Here is a 26,135-nt window from a genome sequence, read left to right on the forward strand (position 1 = left end):
AGAACTTTTTTAGAACTCACAAAATTTTCTTGATTATTTATAAACTTTTTCTATTGTTGTATTGGTAATCCCCTTTTCTTCAAGGTCTTTTTGTAGTTTAGTGGCTGCTTCTAGAGATTTCACATTGCCATAAGTGTAGTAAAATATGCCATTAGCTTTTACTCTTTCTACGTCTTTTAATAATTTTAAAATAGGGGAAGAGTTAGGTAATTTATCTTTTCCGGAGTAGACTTCTAATCTATAGTAGCCAGTGTTCATGTCTTGATTAGGGATAAAACTTACAGCAGTAGCATTTCTAAATCCAGCATCTTTAGCTGTTTTAAGGTTGTTTTCTTTAATAGAAGCAAAATTAGTTACGCTGTAATAGTATTTGTACAAACCATTTTCTTTGATGGTTAAGATGTAATTAAGTCCTTTGAGAGCGGGATCCCCAACTGCATATTTGTTTGGAGTGCTCATCAAAAGAATTCTGAAATCATTTTTTAGAGGAAGTTCTTTTGGTTCTTCTACTATTTTTTTCTGGTTTCTATCGATGCGTTTTTTATAGCTGGTAATGGCGTCGTAAATAGATTCTGCAATTTCATCTTGACCTTTGTCAGAAGCTAAATATTCCGCCTCTTCAGCATTACTGATGAATCCCGTTTCTATTAAAACAGAGGGCATCGCATTTAGACGTAGTACGTGAAGGTTTTTTTGCATCACCCCTCTAGAATATCTTTTATCTTTTTTTACAAAATTTTCTTCTACATAACCTCCGAAAATCAAACTGCTTTCTAGATATTTACTTTGCTGAATTCTTAATGCAATTAATGATTCTGGAGAAGTTGGGTCGTAAGAAGCGAATCTCTCGCGGTCTTTATCATCCAAGAAAATTACGTCATTCTCTCTTTTGGCAACTTCTAAATTGGTTTTGTTTTGGTCTGGACCCTGTACATAAGTTTCGGTTCCGTAAGGTGTAGATTTAGTGCTTGCATTGCAATGTACAGAGATAAATAAATCGGCATGACTTCTATTGGCAAGGTCTGTTCTATCAGCTAGAGAAGGATATTCGTCTATTTTTCTGGTGTAAATAATTTTGTAATCTTTATTTTTTTCGAGCATTCTGCCTAGCTTCAATACGATGCCTAGTGTAACGTCTTTTTCTTGTACTAATCCTATGTTTTCGTATTTTCTAGTTGCTCCCACATCAGAACCGCCGTGACCGGCATCTAATACAATAACAAACTTCTTTTGTGCGCCTAATTGAGCGAAAATTAAAAATAATACTGTTAAAATTATATTAAATGCGTGTTTATGCGTCTTCATTTTTTAAAAATTATTAATTTTGGAGCCTGAAATTATACACTCCATTGATTAAAAACGGTCTCAAAAATACCTTACAAATTTTAATTATCCTAATTTTTAACAATTTTTTAGCACAAAATAAGCTAGAAAATGCGCCTAAAAATAGTGATAAGGTAACTGCTGTTTCCAAAACAGATACCGTAAAAATAGAAAAAGAACAAATAGATGATATTGTACGTTCTAAAGCGGATAATATTAGAAACGAAGTTCCGAAAAAAATGTCTTATCTCAATCAAAATGCAGAAGTTTCATATCAAGATATGAAGATTAATGCAGATTATATCCAAATAGATTGGGACAAAGGACTCATTTTTGCAAGAGGGAAAATAGATTCTACCGGCAAAATGCTAGAACCAGCAATTGCAACTCAAGGTGGTAAAAAGTATGAATACGAAAGTTTTAACTACAATTATAAAACCAAACAAGCCATTGCTTATAACGCTAGAACAGAAGAAAGTGAAGGTGTAATTGTAGCAGAAAAAACCAAAAAAGTAAATGACTCTGTTTTTTATCTTAAAAGAGGAAAATATACTACAGACGAATATTTTCTTAAGAAAAAAGATACCATAGCAGATTATTATTTGCTTGCGCCAGATATTAAATTGGTAAAGGGAAAAGAGAATTCTAAATTAATTACGGGGCCTATACAGATGTATATAGAGCAAGTTCCTACACCACTTATTCTACCATTTGCGATTCTTCCGTTTTCTGAAAAAAGAATGGCGGGAATTCTTATTCCGAGTTTTGGAGAAAGACAAGATGTGGGATTTTTTTTGAATAGTTTGGGGTATTATTTGCCAATTGGGGAGCATTTTGATGTGAAAACCTACTTTGATTATTATACTAAGGGAAGTTGGAACTTCAGACCAGAAGTAACTTATCGAAAAAATTATAAGTACAATGGTTCTTTCCGAGGAGAAATAGGAACTACCATCAGAGGAATAAAAGGTCTAGAAAATTATACCAAAAGCAGTGTTTATAATATTGCATGGACACATACTCAAGATACTAAAGCCAATCCGTTTTTTAATTTTTCGGCATCTGTAAATATTACGAGTAACAAATTCTACAATAACACGGTTAATAACTCCCATATTTTTAACCAAAGTGCTCTAAATGCACAACAAAACTCTACGGTGAGTTTTACCAAAAGATTTTTGAATTTACCAATAACTATCACGGGAACAGGTAGTTATTCGCAAAATTTTACTACGGGACTTACCGATATTAGATTGCCACAGCTGAATGTTTCTACCAATCAGTTTTATTTATTTAAACCAAAGACAGGAATTAGAACAGGGATGTTAGAAAACATCACCGTAAATACTGGATTGCAATTCAGTAACTATGTTTCTGGGGTGAAAAATGACGATTTATTCACCAAAACCATGTGGGATAATGTGCAAACTGGTGCTAAAAATAACATTGCGCTTGCTACGAACACGACTGTTGCTAAATTTTTCACATTTTCATTAGGTGCTAATATTGATAATGTAGCAACTACTAAAACGATTAGTAAAAACTACAATCCAGTTACCAATACTTTAGAAAGGAATTTGAATAAAAATTTGACGGGTTATTCTACGTTTTCTACATCTGCAAGTTTGCAAACCGTTTTGTATGGAATGTTGAAATTTGGTGAAAAATCTAAAATTCAAGCCATCAGACACATGGTAACTCCGAGTATTGGTTTCACGTATTCTCCAGATTTTGGAGATCCAAAGTTTGGTTATTTCAAAAGTTATTATGACGAAAGAGGCGTTTTAACCACTTATTCTATTTTCGAAGGAGGGATGTTTGGTTCACCTAATCAAGGTTTAACACAGTCTATTGGTTTCAATATCAATAACAACTTAGAGATGAAGGTGAGAAGTAAAACCGATTCTACAGGAACCAAAAAAGTTAAAATTTTTGAAAGTTTAAATATTTCTGGAGGTTATAATTTTGCTGCGGATAAATACAAATGGTCATTGATTTCGATTAGTACACAGACTTCTTTCTTCCAAAATAAATTAAGTGTCAATTCTAATGTTTCGATAGATCCTTATCAAATTGTATTTATTCCAGGTCAAGAAAACGGTATTAGAACTGAGAATTTCGGGCATTTTAATATCCAGAGTTTCAGCATGAATTTTTCTTTCCCTCTGAACAATGAAACTTTTGGAAAAAAAGAAGATTTAGCAACCAAGTATAAAACCAAAGGAGAAATCCGAAACGAAGTCTATTATTTTGACCAAGATAATTACTCCCGATTTAATCAACCTTGGACTTTGAATCTTAATGCCAATTATGGTTATTCTAAAAACAATACCAGATTTGGGAAAAGTGTAGCTTCACTAGGCTTAGATGGTAGCGTGAAACTTACACCTTATTGGAGTTTAAGCGGAAACACGCATTATGATTTTGTTTCAAAAAGTTTAGCGTATACCAGATTAGGATTTTCTAGAGACCAAAGAAGTTTCTCTTTTACCTTTAATTGGGTGCCTTTTGGTCAATATAAAGTATATGATTTCTTTATCAGTATAAAAGCAAATATTTTAAAAGACGCCGTAAAATACAAGGAAAGAAGTTTCCAACAAAGTGGCAGTACTTTCTAAAAAACGAAGGAATCTCTGAACACTATTTTTTATTTGTTCAGAAATTTTATCTTTGCATGATAATTTTACAAAAATATGAAGAAGATAGTTTCTACTAACAATGCACCCGCTGCAATTGGTCCGTATTCACAAGCTAACCTTGTAAATGGCGTTCTCTATATTTCTGGTCAAATCCCTATTGATCCGTCTACTGGGAATTTATTGGATGGAATAGAAATAGAAACACACCAAGTGATGAAAAATCTAAAAGCCATTTTAGAAGAAGCAGGAATGGGATTCGGGAATGTAGTAAAATCTACTATTTTCTTAAAAAGTATGGATGATTTCGCAGTGATGAATGAAATCTATGCATCTTATTTCGAAGGAGGAAATTATCCAGCAAGAGAAACAGTAGAGGTTTCTTGTTTGCCAAAAAATGTGAGTGTAGAAATCTCTATGATTGCACATCAGTTCTAAGACATGAATTTTTTAAGAAATACATTGGGCGTTTTATGTGGCTTGGCGATGGCAGGAGTCATTATTTCGCTGGGTGTAAAAATTAATTCATCATGGGTGAATTATGAAGGTTTTTTTCCGTTCGAACATTGGTGGGAATTGTTGAAAAGTGTAGAAAATAAGCCAGGTTTTTTCTGGACTTTACTTCTTTCTTCAGGATTTGGAGCAACAATTGGTGGTGTTACTACGGCAATTATTGTAAAATATGCTAAAGTAGCTTATGCGATTCTTATTGGCTTCATTTTGCTGTTTATAGCCATGTTAGATATTATTGTTTTCCCTTATCATCCTACATTTTATAAAATTTTAATCTTCATTACTTATTTTCCTTTTGCATGGTTAGGAGGAAAAATAGTAGAAGTAATTTACGAACGAAATAAAAGGAAAGAATTTCCTAAGTCTAAATAAAAAAAGCCTTTCAAAAATTTTTGAAAGGCTTTTTCTTTGGAATTTATAAAACTATAATTAAGGCATTTTAAAACCTCTGGTGTACATTCTACCGTATTCGTCTACGTATTTTATTTGTACGGTTCCCTTATATCCATCTAAGATTTTTTCTACATCTTTTTGTGAATTTACAGGTTTTCCGTTGACTTCTATAATGATGTAATTGTCATAAACGCCTATTCTTTCTAACTCACCACCTTCTACTATATTTCTTGCAATTACACCGCTGTTTAAACCATAATCCGTTTTAAAACGGTCGCTTAAAACCTCGAATTCACCACCAATTTTTTCAGTAACAGATAAATCTGCTTTGCTTCGGAATGAAGTTCCTCCTTTTTGGTCTTTAAGCGTTACGGTTTCAGTATAAGATTTACCATTTCTAATATAAGTTACCATAACTTTATCTCCAGGTCTTTTACTACCAACAGCAGCAGATAAATCCGCGAAAGTTTCTATGGTAGAATTGTCTATTTTTTTGATAATGTCTCCTTTTCTTAATCCAGCATCTTCAGCACCGCTATTTTCAGTGATTTCAGTAATCATAATTCCGCTACTTGCTTTGATGTTGGCTTTTTGACTTTGATTATAAGCGGCAACTTGTCTATCATCAGAAAGGTCTAAACTTACAACTCCTAAGAATCCTCTTTGTACCAAACCAAATTTTTTAATGTCTTCAACTACTTTTTTAGCTAAGTTAGCAGGAACCGCAAAACCATAGCCTTCATAATAACCTGTATTAGAAGAAATGGCAGAGTTGATGCCGATTAAGTCTCCGTTTACATTAACCAAAGCACCACCAGAATTTCCTGGATTAATTGCGGCATCAGTTTGAATGAAACTTTCAATAGGAGTTCTAGATTGTTGACTTAGCAAGTCTATGCTTCTTCCTTTAGCTGAAACAATTCCTGCGGTAACGGTAGAGTTTAAACCCAGTGGATTTCCTACTGCTAAAACCCATTGTCCTACTTCTACTAAATCTGAATTGGCAAAATTAAGATAAGGCAAACCTTTTTCTTCAATTTTTAGAAGAGCGATGTCGGTACTTGGGTCTGTTCCAATAAGATTGGCTACGTAACTTTTCTTGTTACTTAGAATAACTTCTAATTTATTGGCACCTGCAACTACATGGTTATTAGAAATAATATAACCGTCTGGTGAAATAATAACGCCACTTCCTAATCCAGAAGGAACATCTTTAGGTGGTTGCTGTTGTTTTTGATTTTGTCTTTGGTTTCCAAAAGGATTTCCGAAAAATTGTTCAAATAAGTCTTGTTCAGACAATCTGTTTGAACTTGAACTTCTGGATTGATAATTTTTAATGGTAACCACTGCTGGAACTGTCGTTTTTGCAGCTTTTACAAAATCATCGCTCACATTTGCGGAATTTATTCCTGCGAATTTTACATTATCATTTGCAGTATGGAAATAAGAAAAATCGCTGTTACTTTCATTCGTTTTGAAATACTCTATTGCACCAAAAGTTGTAGCACCAGATAATATACCTACAACAGCAAAAGGTAATAATTGTTTTAAACTGTTCTTCATTGTTAATTCTTCTTTTATAGTTTATGTATAACAAATTTAATGCAAAATTAGTGTTCACTAAATTATTAGTGTTACACTTTTAACAAAGTTTAACGAGTTTAAGAAAATTTTAGAATTGTTATTGAATATCATACAATTTACGTATTGAATCCAAAGATAGGTTGAAGTAAATTTGAATATTAACAAAACCATTAATTTTAGTAATCATGGGGACTACTTTATTTTTTATAGTTCTATTTTTTGTTATCTTATTTTATACTTTAAGTAAGAAAAAAATAAGATATTAGTATAAATCGAATCTATCTATTATAAGCTTTTTAGAATAATTCTAAAAAACATATCTTTGCAAAAAATTTTACATTTTAGAATGACAAAAAGCGGAAGAATAGAATTAATGGCTCCAGCAGGAGATTTTACTTCTTTACAAGCAGCATTAGATAATGGTGCAGATTCAATATATTTCGGTGTAGAGCAGCTCAACATGAGAGCTAGAGCTTCTATGAACTTTACAATTTTAGATTTACCAGAAATCTCTAGAAGATGTAAAGAAAAAGGAGTTAGAACTTATCTTACTCTTAATACCATTATTTACGACCACGATTTATCCATCATCAAAACTTTGCTTGATAAAGCAAAAGAAGCAGATCTTACTGCGGTAATTGCAATGGATCAGGCGGTAATTGCCTATGCAAGACAAATAGGCATGGAAGTACATATTTCTACTCAGATTAATATCACCAATATAGAAACGGTTAAGTTTTATGCACTTTTTGCTGATACGATGGTGATGAGTAGAGAACTTTCTATTACTCAAATCAAAAAAATCTGTCAACAAATTGAAAAAGAGCAAATAAAAGGCCCTTCTGGAAATTTAGTAGAAATAGAAATTTTTGGACATGGTGCTCTTTGTATGGCAGTTTCTGGGAAATGCTATTTGAGTCTTCATTCTCATAATTCTTCGGCAAATAGAGGTGCTTGTAAACAAAATTGTAGAAAAAAATATACAGTTATTGACCAAGAATCTGGCTTCGAAATAGAATTAGATAATGAATACATGATGTCTCCTAAAGATCTTTGTACGATAGGATTTTTAGACCAAATCGTAGATGCTGGTGTAAAAGTTCTAAAAATTGAAGGAAGAGGAAGAGCGCCAGAATATGTAGCAACGGTGACTAAATGTTACAGAGAAGCCATTGATAGCATTGCTGATGGAACTTTTTCTGCAGAGAAAGTAGAAGGTTGGATGAAGCAGTTGGAAACTGTTTATAATAGAGGTTTCTGGAGTGGTTATTATCTTGGTCAAGAATTAGGAGAATGGTCACCAAACTCTGGAAGTAGCGCTACGCAAAAGAAAATTTACATTGGTAAAGGAAGACATTTCTATCCAAAATCAAATATTGCAGAATTTTTAATTGAAGCCTATGATTTAAATATAGGAGATAGAGTTCTGATTCAAGGTCCTACTACTGGTTCTCAAGAAATGGTAATTGAACATATGATGGTAGATGGTAAAGAAGGGGCTACTAAAGCTTCGAAATCTGATGTGGTTACTTTTAAAACAGAATTTAGAGTTCGTCCATCTGATAAATTATACAAAATTGTAAAAGTAGAAGAACTTGGTACACAACAGAATAATGTAGATGAAGGAACTTACTCACACTAATTAAGTTATAATGGTAATTATTACACTACAAAGAGATAAATGCATTGGCTGTAATTACTGTGCCGAGTTCGCGCCAGAATATTTTCGTATGTCTAAGAAAGACGGAAAATCTGTTTTATTGAAATCTGCTGATAAGAAAGGCTTCTTTACGCTTAAAACACCGATTCCTGATGCGTATGAACCATGTGAAAAAGCAGCAAAAGCTTGTCCAGTGAAAATTATATCGGTAAAGGAAATCTAAAATGCTTAAAAAAGATTTGCGTAAAAAATATATGGATTTGAGAAAGACCTTGTCGAAAGATGAGGTCTTGTCTTTATCTCAAAAAATATTTGAAAATTTCTTTTTACAATTTGATGTACTTGAAAATCAGAAACTTCACATTTTTTTTCCAATTGAAAAATTGAACGAAATCAATACTAAAATATTCATTAATTATTTTTTTGAAAAAAATATTCAGGTTTTTGTTCCCAAAATGGTTGGGAATAAGATTATTTCTATTCAGATTAAACCAGACACTATTTTTTTGCAAAATTCTTGGGGAATTCTGGAGCCAGAATCTAATGAAAATGAATCTGATGCTTTTGATTATGTAATTACACCATTACTGTATTGTGATGCATCAGGAAATAGAATAGGCTATGGAAAAGGCTTTTACGACCAATTTTTTGCAGGAATTAATCATGATGCAAAAAAAATCGGCGTGAATTATTTCTCGCCGACTGATTCAATTGATGATGTTTCTTTACAAGATGTAAAATTAGATTATTTGGTTACTCCTACAGAAGTGCTGTCTTTTGGTTTTACATCTATTTCTACAAAATAAAATTTGAATTCTTTTTTGAAATTCACAGGTGATTTCAAAAGTTTATATTGAGATTTTTTATTGAATTCGCCAATCATTCTTTGGTCTCTATCTTTATATTCTACTGTATAATTGGCATAATCTAACGTATCTTTTCCGTTGATTTCAGTATTGATGCTAAGGTTTTTTACTTTCACCAGTTTTACTTTCAGGCTGTCAAGTTCTTTCAAAAGTCCCATTACATTCGCTGAATCTTTTTTTACAAAATATCCTTGAATTTGCTCATAATTTAGTGAGTCAATTGCCGTATTTTTATTTCCAGAAGAATATAATGCAGAAATATCGTATAATTCTTGCAGTTTTTGTTGGGTTATACTTGCTATAGCTTGCGCACTGTCTAGTTTTGTGGTAGAATATACATCTTCATTATTGCCGTTTCTTAATACATCTATATCACTTATTGTTTGCTCTTTTTTACAAGCAATAATCGTCATTAATGCTAGGATTAAAGTAAAGATTAGATTTTTATTTAGTGATTTCATCAGGTTGTATTTTAAATTTAATAAGGATTATTTTTTTAGTTTCTGGACTCACTTTAGTCTCTATCATTTTAAAATTTTTCAAAGAAGTAGTTGGTGTCGTGACAAGTCCTATATATTTTTGTTTGTCTAAGGTTTCTACGCCATACGTTTCATTATCGAAAACTTGATAAATTAAAGCATTGTTGCTAATGATTTTATCTAATTCTTCTCTTTTCTTACTAATATCATTGGTAGAATAATAGTACAATGCTTGTGCATAAACATCTGGCTCTAACTCTATCGTTTCATTAGTTCTTGCAGGATCTAGATTTCTATAAATAGTATCTTTTCTGTAAAAAGGTGAATTGACTTCCATAGCCAAAGTCTTGCTTTGAGTAGGAAATCTGAAAACCCCTACATCATCATCTTCAATATCTTTGCCAGAATTGATAATATATCTAATAGGAGTTTCATTTTCTTTTAAAACTCTTATTTCTATGATGTCCTTTATTTTTGTATTTCTATCAGCATCTATAAAAGTGAATTTATAATCTGTTGCAAAAATTCTTTGCCAAAAAACTAAAATCAAGACCATAGTCATTAATACTACAGAAGAAATGAGCCAAAAATATTGTTTTATAAGGTTTATGAATGGATTTTTGAAAATCCTTTGTGAAGATGTAGATGTTGCAACGGTTGTTTTTGTTTCCTCAAGAGATGGTTGAATTTCTGCTGTGGTAGTTTTTTCAATAGTTGGAATAGCTTTTTCAGGTATTGAAAAGGTAACTTCTGTCGGTTTTTCAGTAGAAATTTCTAATTTTTCTTCATCTGCAATGATAATTTCTGATGGTTTTTCATGTTCAGAAATTATTTCATTGGCAAAAAGATGATTTTTCTTAAAATCATACCAAGATTGATATCCTGCATAAATGGCCAATAAATTGAGCATGTCTATTCTAGGTAATTTACTAGAAGGAACCGTCTTAAAATAAGTATAAAAAGACTTTTCACTAATATTTCCCTTCGCTTTTTTTCGTAAATCCTCTTGAAAATAAATAATATCAATTCCTTTCCACTTCGAAATTTCATCGTAGGAAGGATGGTGATTTTTAAGATATTCCGCCTGAACTTCTGCTTTTAATTGCTCGAAATGCAATAAATCTAAATCTGCCAAAATCTTATAAGATTATTTAAGTGTTTGATTATCAGTATTAGTTTTTTGTAAAACTATTTTACAAATATATTACAATTAATTTTCTAAAACAAATTTTTTCTATGCCCCTATCTTTGCTCTGTTAAAAGTGAACAAAACAATTTTTAAACAATTTAATTAAATTAATTTATTATGAAAAAATCATTATTCGTAGCAGCTATCACTGCATTAGCTGTTGTTGCTTGTAAAAAATCTGAAACTACTGAAGCTACTGAGAATGTAGATTCTGCTGCTGCTGTTGTTGACTCTGCTGCTGCTACTGTTGACTCTGCTGCTGCTACTGTTGATTCTGCTGCTACTGTTGTTGATTCTGCTGCTGCTAAAGTAGAAGAAGTTAAAAAATAATTTTTTCTCAACAGAAAAACTAAAACGTTCCTCTTAGAGAGAGCGTTTTTTTTATTCCCACAAATGTAAAATTAAATAGATAAACATCTAAATTTTTTTAGATGTTTTTTTGTATTTATAAGTTGGGGAAATTGAATTAAATTTTGAATAAAAATTATTTAATTTTTTGATTATCAATATTGTTTTTTTGTAAAATCTCTTTACAAAGATATTTACAATGAATTTTCAAATTTAATTTTCGAAGTAGTTTTACATTTGTATCAACAAAATGAAACAAACAAATTTTTTAAACCCTTAAATTAAATTTATTATTATGAAAAAATCATTATTCGTAGCAGCTGTAGCTGCTTTAGCATTAGTTGCTTGTAACAAAAAAGAAACAACTGAAACAACTGAAACTGTAGACTCTGCTGCAACTGCAATGGTAGATTCAGCTGCGGTAACTGTAGACTCTGCTGCTGCTGTGGTAGATTCAGTTGCGGCAAAAGTAAAAGACGGAGCAAAAGATGCTTCTGTTGAAGCGAAAGATGCAGTAAAGGATGCAGCTAAAGAAGTGAAAGAAGGAGCAGCTAAAGTAGAAGAAGCTGTGAAAAAATAATTAAGAAATTAATTACAAACAGAACCGCCTCGTGAAAACGAGGCGGTTTATTATTTAGAGAGTTTTTGTCTCAGTATTTCATAGCAAGTAATAGCCACTGCATTACTTAGATTAAGGGAATCAATAGTTCCAGACATCGGGATGAGAATGTTTTCTCCTTTATGAAGCCAAAAATCACTTAATCCAGAATGTTCCGTTCCGAAAAATAATGCAGATTTTTCATTGAAGTTTTTTTTGTATAAATCTTCGGCGGTTTCATCCATATACGTGGTGTAGATTTTGAAACTGTTCTCTTGTAAAAACGCCAAAGTTTCTTCATTGGTTGCAGAAAAAACATTCATTCCAAAAAAACAACCTACGCTGCTTCTTAAAACATTTGGGTTGTAAAAATCTACTCTTGAATCGGTGACAATTAATGCATCTATTCCAAAAGCTTCACAACTTCTCAAAATTGCGCCAAGATTTCCTGGTTTTTCTACAGATTCTACTACAATAACTGAAGCATTGTCTTTTGGCTGATAATTTTTTAAATCAAATTCTTTGGTTTTGTAAATGCCAATAATTCCTTCAGAAGTTCCTCTATAAGCTAGTTTTTCATAAACTTGACTGGAAACAAAATGTATTTTACCTTCAGGATGATTGATGCCAAAAATAGATTCGCAAATAAAAAATTCTACATTTTCGAACCCGAATTGCAATGCGCGTTCGTTTTCTTGTTTCCCTTCTACCACAAAAACTCCAGATTTCTTACGAAACCTATTGTCTGTAATTAATCTGTTGAGGTTTTTTATTTTTTCGTTTTGTAAGCTTTCGATAATCATATTTTTGAAACGCAAAGTGCGCAAAGTAAATTTTTAAAATTTGAATGTTTTTAAGGTTGCAAAGATGAAAATCATAAGATTTCCTTTGTTCTATTCCTCGTCTAAATTTTCTAAACTAGAATTTGCTCTATTAAGAATAGCATCAGGTAAAGATTTTTTAGCTTTTGCACCCATTATTTTCAATTTCTGAACGCTAGTAATCAGATTGCCTTTTCCGTCTACTAATTTATTCATGGCTCCTTCGTATTCGGTTTTTGCTTCGTCCATTTTTTTGCCGATTTTAACTAAATCAGTGACAAAACCATCGAATTTATCATACAAAGCTCCAGCTTGTTTTGCGATTTCATAGGCGTTTTCTTGTTGTTTTTGATTCGTCCACATAGAATCAATGGTGCGAAGTGTTGCCAATAAAGTAGAAGGCGTTACAATGACAATATTTCTTTCAAAAGCTTTATTGTATAATTGAGTGTCTTCGTTTAGAGCAATTGCAAATGCAGGTTCTATTGGGATGAAAAGTAAAACAAAATCAGGACTTTCCAATTGATAGAGATGCTGATAATTTTTACTTCCAAGTTGTTCTACATGTCTTTTTAGAGAATTTACATGCTCTTTTAAGAAGCTGCTTTTTTGTTCGTCATCTTCTTCGTTGATGTATTTTTCGTAGGCAGTAAGTGAAACTTTAGAGTCTACAATCATTTTTTTACCATCAGGAAGGTTGATGATTACGTCTGGCTGAACTCTGTTTCCTTCTTCTGTGGTAAAGCTTTTCTGAATTTCATATTCTCTACCTTTTTCTAAGCCAGATTTTTCTAAAACTCTTTCTAAAACTAACTCTCCCCAGTTTCCTTGAATTTTGCTATCGCCTTTCAATGCTTTAGTAAGATTTAGCGTTTCTTTGCTCATTTGCAAATTCATTTCTTTTAAACTAAGAATTTGTTGACGAAGAGCAGCGTGATAATCTATACTTTCTTTGTGTGTATTTTCTACTTTTTTCTCGAAATCTGTAATTTTTTCTTGAAGAGGATTCAGAATATTCTTCAAGTTTTGTTGATTTTGTTCCGTGAATTTTAGGGTTTTCTCTTCCAAAATTTTATTGGCTAAATTCTCAAATTGCAGTTTTGCTTCTTCCTGAATTTTTACAATTTCTTCTTTTTGGGAATCCAAAAGTTGCTGAAGGCTTTCATTCTGAGCAGCCAATTGAGATTTCAAACCGATTAATTGATTTTTATCGTTTTGAAGTTTTTCAATATCAGTATTTTGTTTAAAATTAAGCTCTTGCTGCTCTGAAATTTTCTGAATTTGAGCTTTATTTTCAGCAGAAATTTCCGCGATAATTTTGTTAAAATCGGCTTCTTTTTGATTGAAATTTTGTTGCAATTCTTCATAACTTTTTCTAGAAACCGAAGAAGATTTCAAAATAAAATATGCCAAAACAGCACCGAAAATAAATGCGAGAATAATGTATAAGATTTCCATTTTTCAAAATTACAAAAAGAAAAAGTTATAATGATTATCTTGTGGAAAACTAAAATTTCTCTTTTCTAAATATCACCATTTCTTGAATCAAATCAAAAGGCAATTCTTCTTTCAAAGGAAACTGAACTGTACCTTTAGATGTTTTGTATTTCTTTAATTTTTCGGCAAAGATTTCTATGACTTCTGAACCGGGATATAAACCGATATGATTTCTGAAACCGCCAAAATGAATTACGTTTTTGCCTTTTATTTTAAAAGTTGGAATTCCGTAATTGATGCAGAGTTCACTTTTTGGAAGAAGATTTTGAATGAAATTTTTTAGATTTTCTAAAATTTTTTGAGTTTCTTCGGGGAAATCTAAGTAATATTCTTCGTAGGTTTTGGGAGTTTTCATGATTATTCTTTAGAAATCATTTTATGATATTTCAGATGCATTGGTATTGCTGCAGAACCGTACCAAGGAAGAATTTCTACGTCGAAAATTCCATTTTTAATGGTTGGATCTCCTTGAAGTAAAGTTTTTACTTCTTCTTTGGTTTTAGCATCGATTAAGAAAATTCCACGATATTGAAGGTTGTTTTTCGTAGCAAAAGGACCTGCTAATTTCAGTTTTCCCGATTTTTCCATGGCTTCCATGTTAGAAAAATGCCCTTTGAAAAGTTCGGAGCGCTGTGTTTTATCTGTAATTTCAGCATCTTTTGGGCCGGTTTTCAGAATCACGAGCATATAAGTTTTCATGCCACGTTCATCTGCGCCGAGAGAATCTGCTAATTTTTTATTTTTTTCCTGAGTGGTTACTATTTCATCAGCATTTTTACCTGCGGTTCCCGGTTTTCCATTTTCACCTTTTTGGTAAACGATACAAGAAATCACTAAAACTGAAGTGATGATTAGATAAAGTAAATTTTTCATTTGTGACAAGGTTTTCAACAAATGTAAAAATTTTGAAATTATTTTTATGATTTATAATAAAATGAGTATTCTCATATAATATTTTTCATAGGTATTTGAAAAGTAATTATTTACCTAAATAATCATAGTGTATCTATATTTATTTCTCTTGTTCGGTAATGTAGCCACTCATTTGTGCATTGGTTCCTTTGTCGCCGGCTTTGTCGGTAATATTTAGAATATCTGTCTGGATATCAAAAATTGTTTAAATAATGTAGAATTTTTTAATAATTTAAAAGAAAAAAACTCAAAAAGAATGATGCATATATATAACGTTATATAGGTAGATGAAGAAATTAGATTTATTTTTTTGAAAAATATTACAAATAATTCATAATCAATGCTTGTTAGTTTAAAAATAATTCATAATTTTGCACCCTAAAATAAAAAATAATATAAAGCAATCAAATGCCTACTATTCAACAATTAGTTAGAAAAGGAAGAGCCACACTTGCTAAGAAGAGCAAATCGGCTGCTTTGGATTCATGTCCACAAAGAAGAGGCGTATGTACGAGAGTATATACAACTACTCCTAAGAAACCTAACTCAGCACTTAGAAAAGTTGCGAGAGTAAGACTTTCAAACGGAAAAGAAGTTAACGCCTACATCCCGGGAGAAGGACATAACCTCCAAGAGCACTCGATAGTATTAGTACGTGGCGGAAGAGTAAAAGATTTACCGGGAGTTAGATATCACATTGTTCGTGGTGCTTTAGACACTGCCGGAGTAAACGGAAGAACGCAAAGACGTTCTAAATACGGTGCCAAGAGACCAAAACCAGGACAGGCTGCTGCTCCTGCAAAAGGTAAGAAAAAGTAATCATTAAATAAGGAACAAGAACAATGAGAAAAACAAAAGCAAAAAAGAGACCGTTGTTACCAGATCCAAAGTTTAATGATCAATTGGTAACAAGATTTGTAAATAATCTAATGGTAGATGGTAAAAAATCTATCGCTTTCAGAATTTTCTATGATGCATTAGATATCGTAGAAGCTAAAAAAGGAGATAACGAAAAATCTTCTCTTGAAATCTGGAAAGATGCATTAACTAACGTAATGCCTCACGTAGAAGTAAGATCAAGAAGAATTGGTGGTGCAAACTTCCAAATTCCTATGCCAATCAGAGCTGATAGAAAAATTTCTATGGCGATGAAATGGTTAATTAAGTATGCTACTGCTAGAAACGATAAGTCTATGGCGCAGAAATTAGCTGCAGAAGTTATCGCTGCTTCTAGAGAAGAAGGTGCTGCTTTCAAGAAGAAAACTGATACTCACAAAATGGCAGAAGCTAACAAAGCTTTCTCTCACTTTAAATTTTAATTAAGAAATGAGTAGAGATCTTAAATACACAAGAAATATTGGGATTGCTGCGCACATTGATGCCGGTAAAACTACCACTACAGAGCGTATTCTTTTCTATACAGGTAAAACTCACAAAATTGGAGAAGTACACGAAGGTGCTGCTACAATGGACTGGATGGAACAAGAAGCAGAAAGAGGTATTACCATTACTTCTGCTGCTACTACATGTAGCTGGAATTTCCCAACAGATCAAGGGAAAACACTTCCTGAAACTAAACCTTACCACTTCAATATCATCGATACCCCAGGACACGTAGACTTCACAGTAGAAGTAAACAGATCTCTTAGAGTATTAGATGGTCTTGTGTTCTTATTCTCAGCAGTAGACGGTGTAGAGCCTCAGTCAGAAACCAACTGGAGATTGGCTGATAACTACAAAGTTGCGAGAATGGGATTCGTAAACAAAATGGACAGACAAGGAGCTGATTTCTTAAACGTTGTAAAACAAGTTAAAGAAATGTTAGGTTCTAATGCAGTTCCAATCGTTTTACCAATCGGTGCTGAAGAAGATTTCAAAGGTGTAGTAGACTTAATTAAGAACAGAGCTATCATCTGGGATGAAGCAGGACAAGGAGCAACTTTTGATGTAGTTCCAATTCCTGAAGATATGAAAGATGAGGTAATGGAATATAGAGAAAAATTAGTAGAAGCAGTAGCTGATTACGATGAAACTCTAATGGAAAAATTCTTTGAAGATCCAGATTCTATTACTGAAGAAGAAATCAATGCTGCACTTAGAGCTGCAACTATTGATTTATCTATCATTCCTATGACTTGTGGTTCTTCATTCAAAAATAAAGGAGTTCAGTTCATGCTAGATGCAGTTTGTAAATATCTTCCTTCTCCACTAGATAAGGATGATATCAAAGGAACTGACCCTAAAACTGATGCTGAAATCATTAGAAAACCAGACGTAAAAGAGCCTTTCGCTGCATTAGCTTTCAAAATTGCTACTGACCCATTCGTAGGTAGATTAGCATTTTTTAGAGCTTATTCAGGAAGACTAGATGCTGGTTCTTATGTTCTAAATACAAGATCTGGAAACAAAGAAAGAATTTCTAGAATCTACCAAATGCACGCTAACAAGCAAAATCCAGTAGAATTTATTGAAGCTGGAGATATCGGTGCAGCAGTAGGTTTCAAAGATATCAAAACAGGAGATACTCTTTCTGATGAAAAAGCACCAATCGTTCTTGAATCTATGATTTTCCCAGATCCAGTAATTGGTATCGCTGTAGAACCTAAAACTAAAGCAGACCAAGATAAAATGGGTAACGCTCTTGCTAAATTAGCAGAAGAAGATCCTACATTTACTGTGAAAACTGATGAAGCTTCAGGTCAAACTATTATTTCAGGGATGGGAGAACTTCACCTTGATATCATCGTTGACCGTATGAGAAGAGAATTTAAAGTAGAGGTTAACCAAGGTCAACCACAAGTAGAATACAAAGAAGCACTTACACAAGTTGCTAACCATAGAGAAGTTTACAAAAAACAATCAGGTGGTAGAGGTAAGTTCGCAGATATCGTATTCGAAATTGGTCCTGCAGACGAAGGTAAAACTGGTTTAGAATTCATCAACGAAATTAAGGGTGGTAACATTCCTAGAGAATTCATCCCTTCAGTTGAAAAAGGTTTCAAAGAATCTATGAAAAACGGTCCATTGGCTGGTTTCGAAGTAGAATCTATGAAAGTAACCCTTAAAGATGGATCTTTCCACGCAGTAGACTCTGACCAATTATCTTTCGAATTAGCTGCTAAAATGGGTTTCAAAGCTTCTGGTAAAGCTGCTAAAGCTGTAATTATGGAGCCTATTATGAAACTTGAGGTAGTTACGCCTGAAGAGTATATGGGAGATATCGTAGGAGACCTTAACAGAAGAAGAGGTACTGTAAACGGTATGGATGATAGAAATAACGCTAAAGTAATCAAAGCTTTCGTTCCACTATCTGAAATGTTTGGTTATGTTACTTCGCTTAGAACTTTATCTTCTGGTAGAGCTACTTCTTCTATGGAGTTCGAGAGATACGAACCAGCTCCAACAAATATTGCAGAAGAAGTAATTGCTAAAGCAAGAGGTTAATCTTTAAAAAATTAGAAAATGTCACAAAGAATCAGAATAAAACTTAAGTCTTACGATTACAATTTAGTAGATAAGTCTGCTGAGAAAATCGTGAAAACTGTAAAAGCTACTGGTGCTGTGGTAAACGGACCTATTCCATTACCAACTCACAAAAGAATCTTTACAGTTCTTAGATCACCACACGTAAACAAGAAAGCAAGAGAACAGTTCCAACTTTCTGCTCATAAGAGATTGATGGATATCTATTCTTCTTCTTCTAAAACTGTAGATGCTCTAATGAAATTAGAGTTACCTTCAGGTGTAGACGTAGAAATCAAAGTGTGATAATTAAGTTAGAAGATGGATGTCTGAAGACAGAAGTTTTCTCTTAAAAATATCAAAATTTGTTTCCGTGCGCTGAGCGAAGTCGAAGCGTGCTATGATAAAAACTCCCAAACTATTTAGTTTGGGAGTTTTGTTTTAATTCGTAATTTTATTCAAAATTTTAACGAATGAAAAACCTAGTATTCCTTTTGCTTACCATTGTTACTTTCGGACAAACGCCAGAAGTTTCTTCTGGCAAAATCATAGAATACAAAAATTTTAAATCCGAAATCATTGGAGAAAGAAGCGTGAGAATTTGGCTTCCCGAAAATTATAATCCAAAAGTAAAACACCAAGTTCTTTATGCCAATGACGGACAAATGCTTTGGGACGAAACCATTACTTGGAACAAACAAGAATGGAAACTAGACGAAAATTTAGGAGAGCTCATTCGTGAAAAGAAAATAAAACCTACGATTGTAGTCGCCATAGACAATGCAGACAAAAACCGTCATAGCGAATATTTTCCGCAGAAACCTTTTGAAAGTTTGTCTCAAAAAAAGCAAGATTCTCTATACAATCTTTTCAGAAATAATAACCAATCACTTTTTGGTGGTAAAATCTATTCAGATGAATATTTGAAATTTTTAGTAAAAGAACTCAAACCTTTTGTTGATAAAAATTATAGCACTTATACAGATGCTCCACATACGTTTATCATGGGAAGTTCTATGGGTGGATTGATTTCTATGTATGCTATTTGCGAATATCCTGAAGTTTTTGGCGGTGCAATTTGTATGTCTACACATTGGCTAGGAATTTTTGCGTCAGAAAATAATCCTATTCCTCTTGCCTTTCAAAACTATTTGAAGGCCAATTTGCCGAATCCAAAAACGCATAAAATCTATTTTGATTTCGGTACAGAAACGTTGGATAAAATGTATGAACCTTTTCAAATGAAAGTAGATGAGATTATGAAAACTAAAAAATTTGGGAAGAAAAATTGGCAAACTTTAAAATTTGATGGAGAAGACCACAGCGAAAAATCTTGGGCAAAAAGACTTTCTATTCCATTAACTTTTATGTTGAAATGATATTGAATTATATACTTGCTATTTCTACCTTTAGTTTTTTGCTATTTGGTTTTGACAAAAGAAACGCAACTCTTGGTGGGTATAGAATTTCGGAGTTTGTCCTTTTATTGCTGTCATTTCTTGGCGGAAGTGTAGGCTCACTTTTGGGAATGCTTATTTTCCGACATAAAATTTCTAAAACTTCCTTTAAAATAAAATTTGGACTAATATTCTTAGTCCAAATTCTTATCATTTTCTATTATTTAAAATCTAATTACTGAATCAATTCATACGTTTGTTGAGCGATTTCCAGTTCTTCGTTCGTAGGAATAATCAGAATTTTCACCTTGCTTTCTGGAGCTTGAATTTCTACAGGAACTTTGGTGTGATTAAATTTCACATTCGCTTCTTCGTCTAGTTTTATACCAAGCGCTTCTAAATTTTTACAAGACCAACTTCTTACCACAGCATCATTTTCTCCTAAACCAGCAGTGAAAATAATGGTGTCAATTCCATTGAGTGAAGCAAAATAAGAACCGATGTATTTTTTAATTCTATGCGTGTAAAGTTCTAAGGTTAATTTAGCATCAGCATCGCCTTGTTCACATTTTTCGTTGATGTCTCTTGCATCGCTACTTCCACCTAAGCCAAGCATTCCACTTTCTTTATTCAATATGTTTTTCACCTCTTGTAAAGAGAAACCTAATTCTTCTACCATGTAAAAAATTACAGAAGGATCTATGTCGCCACTTCTGGTTCCCATCGCCAATCCACAAAGTGGGCCGAAACCTAAAGTCGTATCTATACTTTCTCCGTTTTCATTTACTGCAGCCATACTTGCGCCGTTTCCTAAGTGAATGGTAATGGCTTTCAAGTGGTCATTTTTTAGAATTTTTTTGGCTTCATTGTATACAAATTTGTGGCTTGTTCCATGGAAACCATACACTCTAATGCTATTATCTGTATAGAATTTTTTAGGAATAGCATATCGGTAAGCGTGTTCAGGAAGTGTAGCGAAAAACGCTGTATCAAAAACTGCTACCTGAACTGCATTTGGAAAGAATTTTTCAGAAGCTTCTATCCCAATTAAGTTTGCCGGATTATGAAGTGGAGCCAATGGAATCAAAGTTTTTATCGCTTCTTTCACCTCAGGAGTAATGATTTGCGTTTTTGTGAATTTTTCGCCACCGTGAACTACTCTGTGACCAATTGCTTTGATGCTTTCTGGATTATCGATTACGCCAAAATCTGGATGAGTTAATAAACCTGTAATCGCCTCGAAAGCTGTAGCATGTTCTGGTAAATTTTCTTCTAAAATATATTCGCCAAAACCTTCATTCGTTGCATATTGATGTTTGATTCTACCCCCTTCAATTCCGATACGTTCTGCTAAACCTTTAGCCAAAACTTGTTGAGAAAGAATATTGATGATTTGATATTTCAGAGATGAGCTTCCTGCATTAATAACTAATATGTTCATGTAATGATTTTTTTAAATTTTTAATTTGGGCAGCTTTTCCGCCTTCCGTTCCCGCTTTTTTATTTTTTGCCAAAGCTTTTTCCATTCAAAAAAATAAAAAGAGCTCCACTCAAGTCGGGCTGCAAAGACGAGCTGTCTAAAAATTAGGTTTAATTGTTAGTAGATTGTATCGCTGTAATAATTACGGTGTTGTAAATATCTTCAATAGTAGCGCCGCGACTTAAATCGTTAATCGGTTTGTTTAAACCTTGTAACATTGGGCCAACTGCTAATGCGCCAGTTTCTCTTTGAACCGCTTTATAAGTATTGTTTCCTGTATTTAAATCTGGGAAAATAAGAACATTGGCTTGTCCAGCAACTGGAGAGTTTGGCAATTTGCTTTTACCAACGATTGGGTCTACTGCAGCATCATATTGAATAGGTCCTTCTACTAAAATATCAGGACGTAGAGATTTTACAATTTCTGTAGCTTTTCTCACTTTTTCTACTTCTTCGCCGCTTCCAGATGTTCCAGAAGAATAAGAAAGCATCGCCACTTTAGGCGTTTCTATACCAAATGTTTTGGCAGAGTCGGCAGAAGAAATCGCAATTTCTGCTAATTGTTCTGGGTTAGGATTTGGTACAATTGCACAATCTCCGTAAACTAAAACTCTATCATCTAACAGCATGAAAAATACTGAAGAAACGGTTTTGAAACCTGGTTTTGTTTTCACAAATTGTAAAGCCGGTTTTATGGTGTGAGCTGTAGTATTTACCGCACCAGAAACCATTCCGTCTGCATGACCTTTGTGTACCATCATGGTGCCAAAGTAAGATGCATCTAGCATTAAATCTTGTGCCGACGTCAATTCTAAACCTTTTGATTTTCTTAATTCATATAAAGTATTGGCGTAGTCTTCGTAAAATTCACTATTGTGAGGGTCTACGATAGAAATTCTAGTTTCGTCCCAGTTTAATCCGAGTTGCGCTACTCTAGATTTTACTTTTTCTGGGTCGCCTAAAATGGTAATTTTTGCCACTTTGTCTTCTGCAATTTGAGATGCAGCGGTTAGAATTCTATCGTCATTGCCCTCTGGTAAAACAATGTGCTTTTGAATTTTTTTAGCATTGCTCAAGAGATTGTATTGGAACATTCTCGGGGTGAGACTTTCTGTTTTCACAGAGTTTATTTTGGTATTGAGTTCTTCTACGTCAACAGAACTTTCAAACAAGTCAATACTTAATTTTATTTTTGATTTATTTTCGGCGTAAATTTTCGGTTTAATTCTAGAAATTACAGATGCTGCTTCAAAAGTTCCCAAATTAGTGGTGATAATCGGAATAGGTTTTTGATTGTCGAGCATTAATTTGATAATAGATCTTTCTGGCGTGAAACCACCAGTTAAAACAATACCTGAAATATTAGGATATTTCGGTGAAATATTTGCCAAAGAAGTTCCTACAATCAGGTCACTTCTGTCTCCTGGCATAATACAAAGGCTGTCTGGTGTAATTCTAGGCAAGAAATTCGCTAATTGCATTGCTCCAATAACTGTAGTTTTCGCAATGTTGTCTAGTTTTTCTTTCCCAAATAAAACATGACCTCTAATATGATTAATGATTTCGCGGATAGATGGTTTTCCTAATTCTGGATTATTTGGAATAACGGCTACGAAAATTCCTTTTTTAATTTCTTTGTTGATGAGTTTTTGTACTTCACTTTGTTCTTTTTCGCAACGATTAACAATTACTCCTATTATATTAACGTCTTTTTCTAAAAATGAATTGACTTCTGCAATCACATTATTTACCAATTCAGGAACGGTTTCGAAACTGTCTTTTACTACTAATAAGACTGGGATTCCTAAATTCTTTGCAATAGAACCATTAAAATCTATTTCAAAAACAGAACCTTCTTCTGTAAAATCACTTCCTTCTACCAGTACAAAATCAAATTCATTTTCTAAATTTTTATATTTCTCGATGATGGTATCATAAACCTCATTGATTTTTCCTTGATTTTGATGTTCGGTAAACTCACTTCTAGAATATGAGTAAGCATCCTCATAATTCATGTTAATATTAAAGTGAGATAAAATAGTGTCTATATGATTGTCTACTACATTTTTGTTTTCGATAAGAGGCTTAAAAAACGCCACATTAGGAGTGGTGCGTTTCAGCATTTGCATTAATCCAAGACTTACAATAGATTTTCCGCTTTGTGCAGAAGAGGTGATTACGTATACTGAATGATTCATTTTTAGAAAGGATTAAATTTATTTTGCAAAAATACGGCTTTCAAAACGGTTATGAAAGTAAATTAAGTGTCGAAAAACATGCGATTTGACAGCTATTTTAAATTTATAGCAAAAATATAAGCATTAAAAGGACTTCCGTTTCCTAATTACAAGCCTCATATTTTAATTAATCTTTATGATAGAATAAATATCAGTTTATGGTTTCACGAGTGGCTGAACATGAATGGATTAAAAAAGAAAATAATTTTAACTTACTGTTTGTCAGTTCAAAAAATATTCTTACATTTGCACACTCATTTTAGGGAAGAAGTATGCCTATTTCAGACGTAGATATTACTAAATTCCTCTAGAATAGGGAGTTATAATAAACAATTTAAGTATAATATATTAATAATGTCAGGTATTATTGGTAAAAAAATCGGTATGACATCTTTGTTTAACGAAGAAGGAAAAAACATTCCTTGTACAGTTATTCAAGCTGGTCCATGCGCGGTTTTACAGGTCAGAACCGAAGAAGTTGACGGTTATAAAGCGGTGCAACTAGGTTTCGATGACAAGAGTGAGAAGAACGTATCTAAAGCGTTGGCTGGTCATTTCAAAAAGGCTGGTTCTACGCCAAAGGCGAAAATCGTGGAATTCAGAAATGAATTCGAACACGAAGTGAAAGTAGGAGATCAAATAATCGTAGACATGTTCAACGAAGGTGAATATGTAGACGTAACAGGTACTTCTAAAGGTAAAGGTTTCCAAGGGGTTGTTAAAAGACATAACTTTGGTGGTGTAATGCAAGCTACCCACGGTCAGCATAACAGATTAAGAGCTCCGGGTTCAATTGGTGCAGGTTCTGACCCTTCTAGAGTTTTCAAAGGACTTAGAATGGCTGGTAGAATGGGAGGAAAACAGGTAACTGTTCAAAACCTTCAAGTGTTAAAAGTAGATACAGAACAAAATCTTTTAGTAGTAAAAGGTGCTGTTCCGGGAGCTAAAAATTCTTATGTAATTATCAAGAAATGGAACTAGTAGTATTAAATACATCAGGAAAAGAAACCGGAAGAAAAGTGCAACTAGACGAAGCTATCTTCGGAATTGAGCCAAATCAGCACGCGGTTTACTTAGAAGTGAAACAATACCTTGCTGCTCAAAGACAAGGAACTCATAAGTCTAAAGAAAGAAGCGAAATTACTGCTTCTACTAGAAAACTTAAAAAACAAAAAGGATCTGGTTCGGCTAGATATGGTGATATTAAATCTCCAACTTTCAAAGGTGGGGGTAGAGTATTCGGTCCTAAGCCAAGAGATTACAGATTCAAATTAAATAAAGCATTAAAAAGATTAGCTAAGAAATCTGTTCTTTCTCAAAAAATGAGAGAAAACTCTATTAAAGTATTAGAAGAAGTAACATTTGCTGCTCCTAAAACTAAAGATTTCATCAATGTATTTAATGCATTAGGTTTGGAAGGCAAAAAAGCATTATTCGTGCTTGCTGAAACAAACAAGAACGTATATTTATCTTCAAGAAACTTACCGAAAGTAAAAGTTTTAACTTATAATGAGATTTCTTCTTATGACTTAGTTAATGCTGGTGAAGTAGTATTCTTCGAAGGTGCTGTAGAAAAATTTCAAGAAAATTTAAGAAAATAAGTCATGTCAGTTATCATTAAACCAATCATTTCAGAAAAAGCAAACAGCCAATCAGAATTGAGCGGAGTTTATACGTTTTTAGTAGATACTAAAGCTAATAAAATCCAAATCAAACAAGCTGTAGAAGCTGCTTATAGTGTAAAGGTAGAAGACGTAAGAACAATGATTTATGCTCCTAAAGTTTCTTCGAAATACACTAAAAAAGGACTTCAAGTTGGTAAAACCAATAAATTGAAGAAAGCTTTGGTTCAACTTGTAGAAGGCGAAACCATTGATATTTTTGCAACAAATTAATAATTTTATATAATTAATAGTAATGTCTGTTAGAAAATTAAAACCTATCACCCCAGGACAGAGATTCAGAATTGTAAACAATTTTGAAGAAATTACTACCAACAAACCTGAGAAGTCTCTAACTGTAGGACTTTCTAAAAAAGGAGGTAGAAATAACACTGGTAAAATGACCATGCGTTATACCGGAGGTGGACACAAGAAAAAGTACAGAATCATCGATTTCAAAAGAAATAAATTTGATGTAGCTGCTACCGTTTTATCTGTGGAGTATGATCCAAACAGAACTGCGTTTATCGCTTTAGTAGAATACACAGATGGAGAAAAGAGATACATCGTTGCTCCAAACGGTATTAAAGTAGGTCAAACTGTAGTTTCTGGAGATAATGTAGAACCTGAAGTAGGAAATGCAATGAAATTGAAAAACATACCATTAGGTACTGTGATTTCTTGCATCGAACTAAGACCAGGACAAGGAGCAATCCTTGCTAGAAGTGCAGGTTCTTCTGCGCAATTAACTTCTAGAGATGGTAAATATGCAATCATTAAATTGCCTTCAGGAGAATCTAGAATGATTTTAGTAGAATGTATGGCTATGATTGGCTCAGTATCTAACTCAGATCACCAACTTACCGTTTCTGGTAAAGCAGGTAGAAGCAGATGGTTAGGTAAGAGACCAAGAACAAGAGCTGTAGCTATGAACCCTGTAGATCACCCAATGGGAGGTGGTGAAGGTAGATCTTCTGGTGGTCACCCAAGATCTAGAAACGGTAAACCAGCTAAAGGTTACAAGACTAGAAAGAAAAACAAAGTGTCTAACCGTTACATCGTATCTAAAAGAAAATAAT

The 26,135-nt window shown here is 33.1% G+C and carries 28 protein-coding genes; 18 read left to right on the plus strand and 10 right to left on the minus strand.

The genetic code is table 11. The features are described 5' to 3' along the window. Positions 1 to 33: 33 nt before the first annotated feature. The gene (locus tag C3729_RS08940; RefSeq protein WP_104793841.1) at positions 34 to 1,305 is read right to left on the minus strand and encodes an N-acetylmuramoyl-L-alanine amidase; all 1,272 of its coding nucleotides are present in this window, start codon (positions 1,303 to 1,305) and stop codon (positions 34 to 36) included. Between the two features lie 44 nt (positions 1,306 to 1,349). Between C3729_RS08940 and C3729_RS08945 the strand changes: the two genes are divergently transcribed. The 3 genes from C3729_RS08945 (at position 1,350) to C3729_RS08955 (ending at position 4,844) form a co-directional block, all read left to right on the plus strand. Further along, a complete protein-coding gene (locus C3729_RS08945; protein WP_104793842.1) occupies positions 1,350 to 3,941 on the plus strand; it encodes a putative LPS assembly protein LptD in 2,592 nt (863 codons plus the stop codon). A gap of 75 nt (positions 3,942 to 4,016) precedes the next feature. Beyond that, positions 4,017 to 4,397, plus strand: coding sequence for a RidA family protein (locus tag C3729_RS08950; RefSeq protein ID WP_069800827.1), 381 nt, complete (start codon positions 4,017 to 4,019; stop codon positions 4,395 to 4,397). A gap of 3 nt (positions 4,398 to 4,400) precedes the next feature. Next, complete coding sequence (locus C3729_RS08955; protein WP_104793843.1) at positions 4,401 to 4,844, plus strand: hypothetical protein; 444 nt, start codon at positions 4,401 to 4,403, stop codon at positions 4,842 to 4,844. 57 nt (positions 4,845 to 4,901) lie between these two features. Here the strand turns inward: C3729_RS08955 and C3729_RS08960 are convergent, their stop codons facing one another. Beyond that, positions 4,902 to 6,428: a trypsin-like peptidase domain-containing protein gene (locus C3729_RS08960; RefSeq protein ID WP_104793844.1), complete on the minus strand. Its 1,527-nt coding sequence runs from the start codon at positions 6,426 to 6,428 to the stop codon at positions 4,902 to 4,904. A gap of 367 nt (positions 6,429 to 6,795) precedes the next feature. Between C3729_RS08960 and C3729_RS08965 the strand changes: the two genes are divergently transcribed. Genes C3729_RS08965 through C3729_RS08975 form a run of 3 tightly spaced genes read left to right on the plus strand, consistent with a single transcriptional unit; the run spans position 6,796 to position 8,915 of the window. Next, entirely contained in the window at positions 6,796 to 8,091 is a 1,296-nt protein-coding gene (locus C3729_RS08965; RefSeq protein WP_104793845.1) for a peptidase U32 family protein, read from the plus strand. A gap of 10 nt (positions 8,092 to 8,101) precedes the next feature. Next, entirely contained in the window at positions 8,102 to 8,332 is a 231-nt protein-coding gene (locus C3729_RS08970) for a ferredoxin (protein ID WP_069800836.1), read from the plus strand. 1 nt (position 8,333) lies between these two features. Further along, on the plus strand, positions 8,334 to 8,915 hold the full coding sequence (locus tag C3729_RS08975; RefSeq protein ID WP_104793846.1) for a 5-formyltetrahydrofolate cyclo-ligase: 582 nt from the start codon (positions 8,334 to 8,336) through the stop codon (positions 8,913 to 8,915). Here C3729_RS08975 and C3729_RS08980 read toward each other — a convergent pair. Next, a complete protein-coding gene (locus C3729_RS08980; RefSeq protein ID WP_104793847.1) occupies positions 8,855 to 9,436 on the minus strand; it encodes a hypothetical protein in 582 nt (193 codons plus the stop codon). The two genes, C3729_RS08975 and C3729_RS08980, sit on opposite strands and share 61 nt — an antisense overlap. Further along, the gene (locus tag C3729_RS08985; RefSeq protein WP_104793848.1) at positions 9,420 to 10,589 is read right to left on the minus strand and encodes a hypothetical protein; all 1,170 of its coding nucleotides are present in this window, start codon (positions 10,587 to 10,589) and stop codon (positions 9,420 to 9,422) included. Before C3729_RS08985 ends, C3729_RS08980 begins: the two co-directional genes overlap by 17 nt. Before the next feature lie 171 nt (positions 10,590 to 10,760). Between C3729_RS08985 and C3729_RS08990 the strand changes: the two genes are divergently transcribed. After that, the gene (locus C3729_RS08990; RefSeq protein WP_104793849.1) at positions 10,761 to 10,973 is read left to right on the plus strand and encodes a hypothetical protein; all 213 of its coding nucleotides are present in this window, start codon (positions 10,761 to 10,763) and stop codon (positions 10,971 to 10,973) included. A 313-nt stretch (positions 10,974 to 11,286) separates the two neighbouring features. Further along, on the plus strand, positions 11,287 to 11,571 hold the full coding sequence (locus tag C3729_RS08995; protein ID WP_104793850.1) for a hypothetical protein: 285 nt from the start codon (positions 11,287 to 11,289) through the stop codon (positions 11,569 to 11,571). Between the two features lie 50 nt (positions 11,572 to 11,621). Here C3729_RS08995 and C3729_RS09000 read toward each other — a convergent pair whose 3' ends face one another. The 4 genes from C3729_RS09000 to C3729_RS09015 all read right to left on the minus strand — a co-directional run bounded on the left by C3729_RS09000 (position 11,622) and on the right by C3729_RS09015 (position 14,780). Next, the gene (locus C3729_RS09000) at positions 11,622 to 12,392 is read right to left on the minus strand and encodes a TrmH family RNA methyltransferase (protein WP_104793851.1); all 771 of its coding nucleotides are present in this window, start codon (positions 12,390 to 12,392) and stop codon (positions 11,622 to 11,624) included. 90 nt (positions 12,393 to 12,482) lie between these two features. After that, positions 12,483 to 13,868 (minus strand): DNA recombination protein RmuC, encoded by a 1,386-nt coding sequence (gene rmuC, locus C3729_RS09005; RefSeq protein WP_165785752.1) that lies wholly within the window; start codon positions 13,866 to 13,868, stop codon positions 12,483 to 12,485. Between the two features lie 49 nt (positions 13,869 to 13,917). Then, on the minus strand, positions 13,918 to 14,262 hold the full coding sequence (locus C3729_RS09010) for an iron chaperone (RefSeq protein WP_104793852.1): 345 nt from the start codon (positions 14,260 to 14,262) through the stop codon (positions 13,918 to 13,920). A gap of 2 nt (positions 14,263 to 14,264) precedes the next feature. Further along, on the minus strand, positions 14,265 to 14,780 hold the full coding sequence (locus C3729_RS09015; RefSeq protein WP_104793853.1) for a YciI family protein: 516 nt from the start codon (positions 14,778 to 14,780) through the stop codon (positions 14,265 to 14,267). A gap of 447 nt (positions 14,781 to 15,227) precedes the next feature. On the opposite strand from C3729_RS09015, the gene rpsL reads away from it, so the two are divergent. The 6 genes from rpsL (at position 15,228) to C3729_RS13460 (ending at position 19,920) form a co-directional block, all read left to right on the plus strand. Continuing rightward, entirely contained in the window at positions 15,228 to 15,638 is a 411-nt protein-coding gene (gene rpsL / locus C3729_RS09020; RefSeq protein WP_069800866.1) for a 30S ribosomal protein S12, read from the plus strand. A gap of 23 nt (positions 15,639 to 15,661) precedes the next feature. Then, positions 15,662 to 16,138, plus strand: coding sequence for a 30S ribosomal protein S7 (gene rpsG, locus C3729_RS09025; protein ID WP_069800868.1), 477 nt, complete (start codon positions 15,662 to 15,664; stop codon positions 16,136 to 16,138). A 7-nt stretch (positions 16,139 to 16,145) separates the two neighbouring features. Beyond that, a complete protein-coding gene (gene fusA, locus C3729_RS09030; protein WP_104793854.1) occupies positions 16,146 to 18,263 on the plus strand; it encodes an elongation factor G in 2,118 nt (705 codons plus the stop codon). 18 nt (positions 18,264 to 18,281) lie between these two features. Further along, positions 18,282 to 18,587: a 30S ribosomal protein S10 gene (rpsJ, locus tag C3729_RS09035; protein WP_069800872.1), complete on the plus strand. Its 306-nt coding sequence runs from the start codon at positions 18,282 to 18,284 to the stop codon at positions 18,585 to 18,587. A 167-nt stretch (positions 18,588 to 18,754) separates the two neighbouring features. Continuing rightward, positions 18,755 to 19,660 carry an alpha/beta hydrolase gene (locus tag C3729_RS09040; RefSeq protein WP_104793855.1) on the plus strand — a complete coding sequence of 302 codons (906 nt, stop codon included), beginning with the start codon at positions 18,755 to 18,757 and terminating at the stop codon, positions 19,658 to 19,660. After that, positions 19,657 to 19,920: a DUF1294 domain-containing protein gene (locus C3729_RS13460; RefSeq protein ID WP_104793856.1), complete on the plus strand. Its 264-nt coding sequence runs from the start codon at positions 19,657 to 19,659 to the stop codon at positions 19,918 to 19,920. The genes C3729_RS09040 and C3729_RS13460 overlap by 4 nt, the downstream gene beginning before the upstream one ends. On the opposite strand, the gene C3729_RS09050 is transcribed toward C3729_RS13460, so the two are convergent. Beyond that, a complete protein-coding gene (locus tag C3729_RS09050; protein ID WP_104793857.1) occupies positions 19,914 to 21,119 on the minus strand; it encodes an acetate/propionate family kinase in 1,206 nt (401 codons plus the stop codon). The two genes, C3729_RS13460 and C3729_RS09050, sit on opposite strands and share 7 nt — an antisense overlap. Before the next feature lie 149 nt (positions 21,120 to 21,268). Further along, positions 21,269 to 23,356, minus strand: a complete 2,088-nt coding sequence (gene pta / locus C3729_RS09055; RefSeq protein WP_104793858.1) for a phosphate acetyltransferase — start codon at positions 23,354 to 23,356, stop codon at positions 21,269 to 21,271. 393 nt (positions 23,357 to 23,749) lie between these two features. Between pta and rplC the strand changes: the two genes are divergently transcribed. The 4 genes from rplC to rplB are packed head-to-tail and all read left to right on the plus strand — an operon-like array spanning position 23,750 to position 26,134. Then, positions 23,750 to 24,376, plus strand: a complete 627-nt coding sequence (rplC, locus tag C3729_RS09060) for a 50S ribosomal protein L3 (protein WP_104793859.1) — start codon at positions 23,750 to 23,752, stop codon at positions 24,374 to 24,376. Next, positions 24,367 to 24,996, plus strand: a complete 630-nt coding sequence (gene rplD, locus C3729_RS09065; protein WP_069800882.1) for a 50S ribosomal protein L4 — start codon at positions 24,367 to 24,369, stop codon at positions 24,994 to 24,996. The genes rplC and rplD overlap by 10 nt, the downstream gene beginning before the upstream one ends. A 3-nt stretch (positions 24,997 to 24,999) precedes the next feature. Continuing rightward, positions 25,000 to 25,290, plus strand: a complete 291-nt coding sequence (gene rplW, locus C3729_RS09070) for a 50S ribosomal protein L23 (RefSeq protein WP_069800885.1) — start codon at positions 25,000 to 25,002, stop codon at positions 25,288 to 25,290. Positions 25,291 to 25,312: 22 nt separating this feature from the next. After that, on the plus strand, positions 25,313 to 26,134 hold the full coding sequence (rplB, locus tag C3729_RS09075; protein WP_069800887.1) for a 50S ribosomal protein L2: 822 nt from the start codon (positions 25,313 to 25,315) through the stop codon (positions 26,132 to 26,134). Position 26,135 lies beyond the last annotated feature (1 nt).

Source organism: Cloacibacterium normanense (assembly GCF_002943105.1).
In the GTDB taxonomy this organism is placed as follows: Bacteria; Bacteroidota; Bacteroidia; order Flavobacteriales; family Weeksellaceae; genus Cloacibacterium.

What these genes read in the sequence shown, in the direction of transcription:
- C3729_RS08940 (WP_104793841.1), bottom strand. Translation starts at nt 1,305, where the DNA reads ATGAAGACGCATAAACACGCATTTAATATAATTTTAACAGTATTATTT.
- C3729_RS08950 (WP_069800827.1), top strand. Translation starts at nt 4,017, where the DNA reads ATGAAGAAGATAGTTTCTACTAACAATGCACCCGCTGCAATTGGTCCG.
- C3729_RS08955 (WP_104793843.1), top strand. Translation starts at nt 4,401, where the DNA reads ATGAATTTTTTAAGAAATACATTGGGCGTTTTATGTGGCTTGGCGATG.
- C3729_RS08960 (WP_104793844.1), bottom strand. Translation starts at nt 6,428, where the DNA reads ATGAAGAACAGTTTAAAACAATTATTACCTTTTGCTGTTGTAGGTATA.
- C3729_RS08965 (WP_104793845.1), top strand. Translation starts at nt 6,796, where the DNA reads ATGACAAAAAGCGGAAGAATAGAATTAATGGCTCCAGCAGGAGATTTT.
- C3729_RS08970 (WP_069800836.1), top strand. Translation starts at nt 8,102, where the DNA reads ATGGTAATTATTACACTACAAAGAGATAAATGCATTGGCTGTAATTAC.
- C3729_RS08975 (WP_104793846.1), top strand. Translation starts at nt 8,334, where the DNA reads ATGCTTAAAAAAGATTTGCGTAAAAAATATATGGATTTGAGAAAGACC.
- C3729_RS08980 (WP_104793847.1), bottom strand. Translation starts at nt 9,436, where the DNA reads ATGAAATCACTAAATAAAAATCTAATCTTTACTTTAATCCTAGCATTA.
- C3729_RS08990 (WP_104793849.1), top strand. Translation starts at nt 10,761, where the DNA reads ATGAAAAAATCATTATTCGTAGCAGCTATCACTGCATTAGCTGTTGTT.
- C3729_RS08995 (WP_104793850.1), top strand. Translation starts at nt 11,287, where the DNA reads ATGAAAAAATCATTATTCGTAGCAGCTGTAGCTGCTTTAGCATTAGTT.
- C3729_RS09000 (WP_104793851.1), bottom strand. Translation starts at nt 12,392, where the DNA reads ATGATTATCGAAAGCTTACAAAACGAAAAAATAAAAAACCTCAACAGA.
- rmuC (WP_165785752.1), bottom strand. Translation starts at nt 13,868, where the DNA reads ATGGAAATCTTATACATTATTCTCGCATTTATTTTCGGTGCTGTTTTG.
- C3729_RS09010 (WP_104793852.1), bottom strand. Translation starts at nt 14,262, where the DNA reads ATGAAAACTCCCAAAACCTACGAAGAATATTACTTAGATTTCCCCGAA.
- C3729_RS09015 (WP_104793853.1), bottom strand. Translation starts at nt 14,780, where the DNA reads ATGAAAAATTTACTTTATCTAATCATCACTTCAGTTTTAGTGATTTCT.
- rpsL (WP_069800866.1), top strand. Translation starts at nt 15,228, where the DNA reads ATGCCTACTATTCAACAATTAGTTAGAAAAGGAAGAGCCACACTTGCT.
- rpsG (WP_069800868.1), top strand. Translation starts at nt 15,662, where the DNA reads ATGAGAAAAACAAAAGCAAAAAAGAGACCGTTGTTACCAGATCCAAAG.
- fusA (WP_104793854.1), top strand. Translation starts at nt 16,146, where the DNA reads ATGAGTAGAGATCTTAAATACACAAGAAATATTGGGATTGCTGCGCAC.
- rpsJ (WP_069800872.1), top strand. Translation starts at nt 18,282, where the DNA reads ATGTCACAAAGAATCAGAATAAAACTTAAGTCTTACGATTACAATTTA.
- C3729_RS09040 (WP_104793855.1), top strand. Translation starts at nt 18,755, where the DNA reads ATGAAAAACCTAGTATTCCTTTTGCTTACCATTGTTACTTTCGGACAA.
- C3729_RS13460 (WP_104793856.1), top strand. Translation starts at nt 19,657, where the DNA reads ATGATATTGAATTATATACTTGCTATTTCTACCTTTAGTTTTTTGCTA.
- C3729_RS09050 (WP_104793857.1), bottom strand. Translation starts at nt 21,119, where the DNA reads ATGAACATATTAGTTATTAATGCAGGAAGCTCATCTCTGAAATATCAA.
- pta (WP_104793858.1), bottom strand. Translation starts at nt 23,356, where the DNA reads ATGAATCATTCAGTATACGTAATCACCTCTTCTGCACAAAGCGGAAAA.
- rplC (WP_104793859.1), top strand. Translation starts at nt 23,750, where the DNA reads ATGTCAGGTATTATTGGTAAAAAAATCGGTATGACATCTTTGTTTAAC.
- rplD (WP_069800882.1), top strand. Translation starts at nt 24,367, where the DNA reads ATGGAACTAGTAGTATTAAATACATCAGGAAAAGAAACCGGAAGAAAA.
- rplW (WP_069800885.1), top strand. Translation starts at nt 25,000, where the DNA reads ATGTCAGTTATCATTAAACCAATCATTTCAGAAAAAGCAAACAGCCAA.
- rplB (WP_069800887.1), top strand. Translation starts at nt 25,313, where the DNA reads ATGTCTGTTAGAAAATTAAAACCTATCACCCCAGGACAGAGATTCAGA.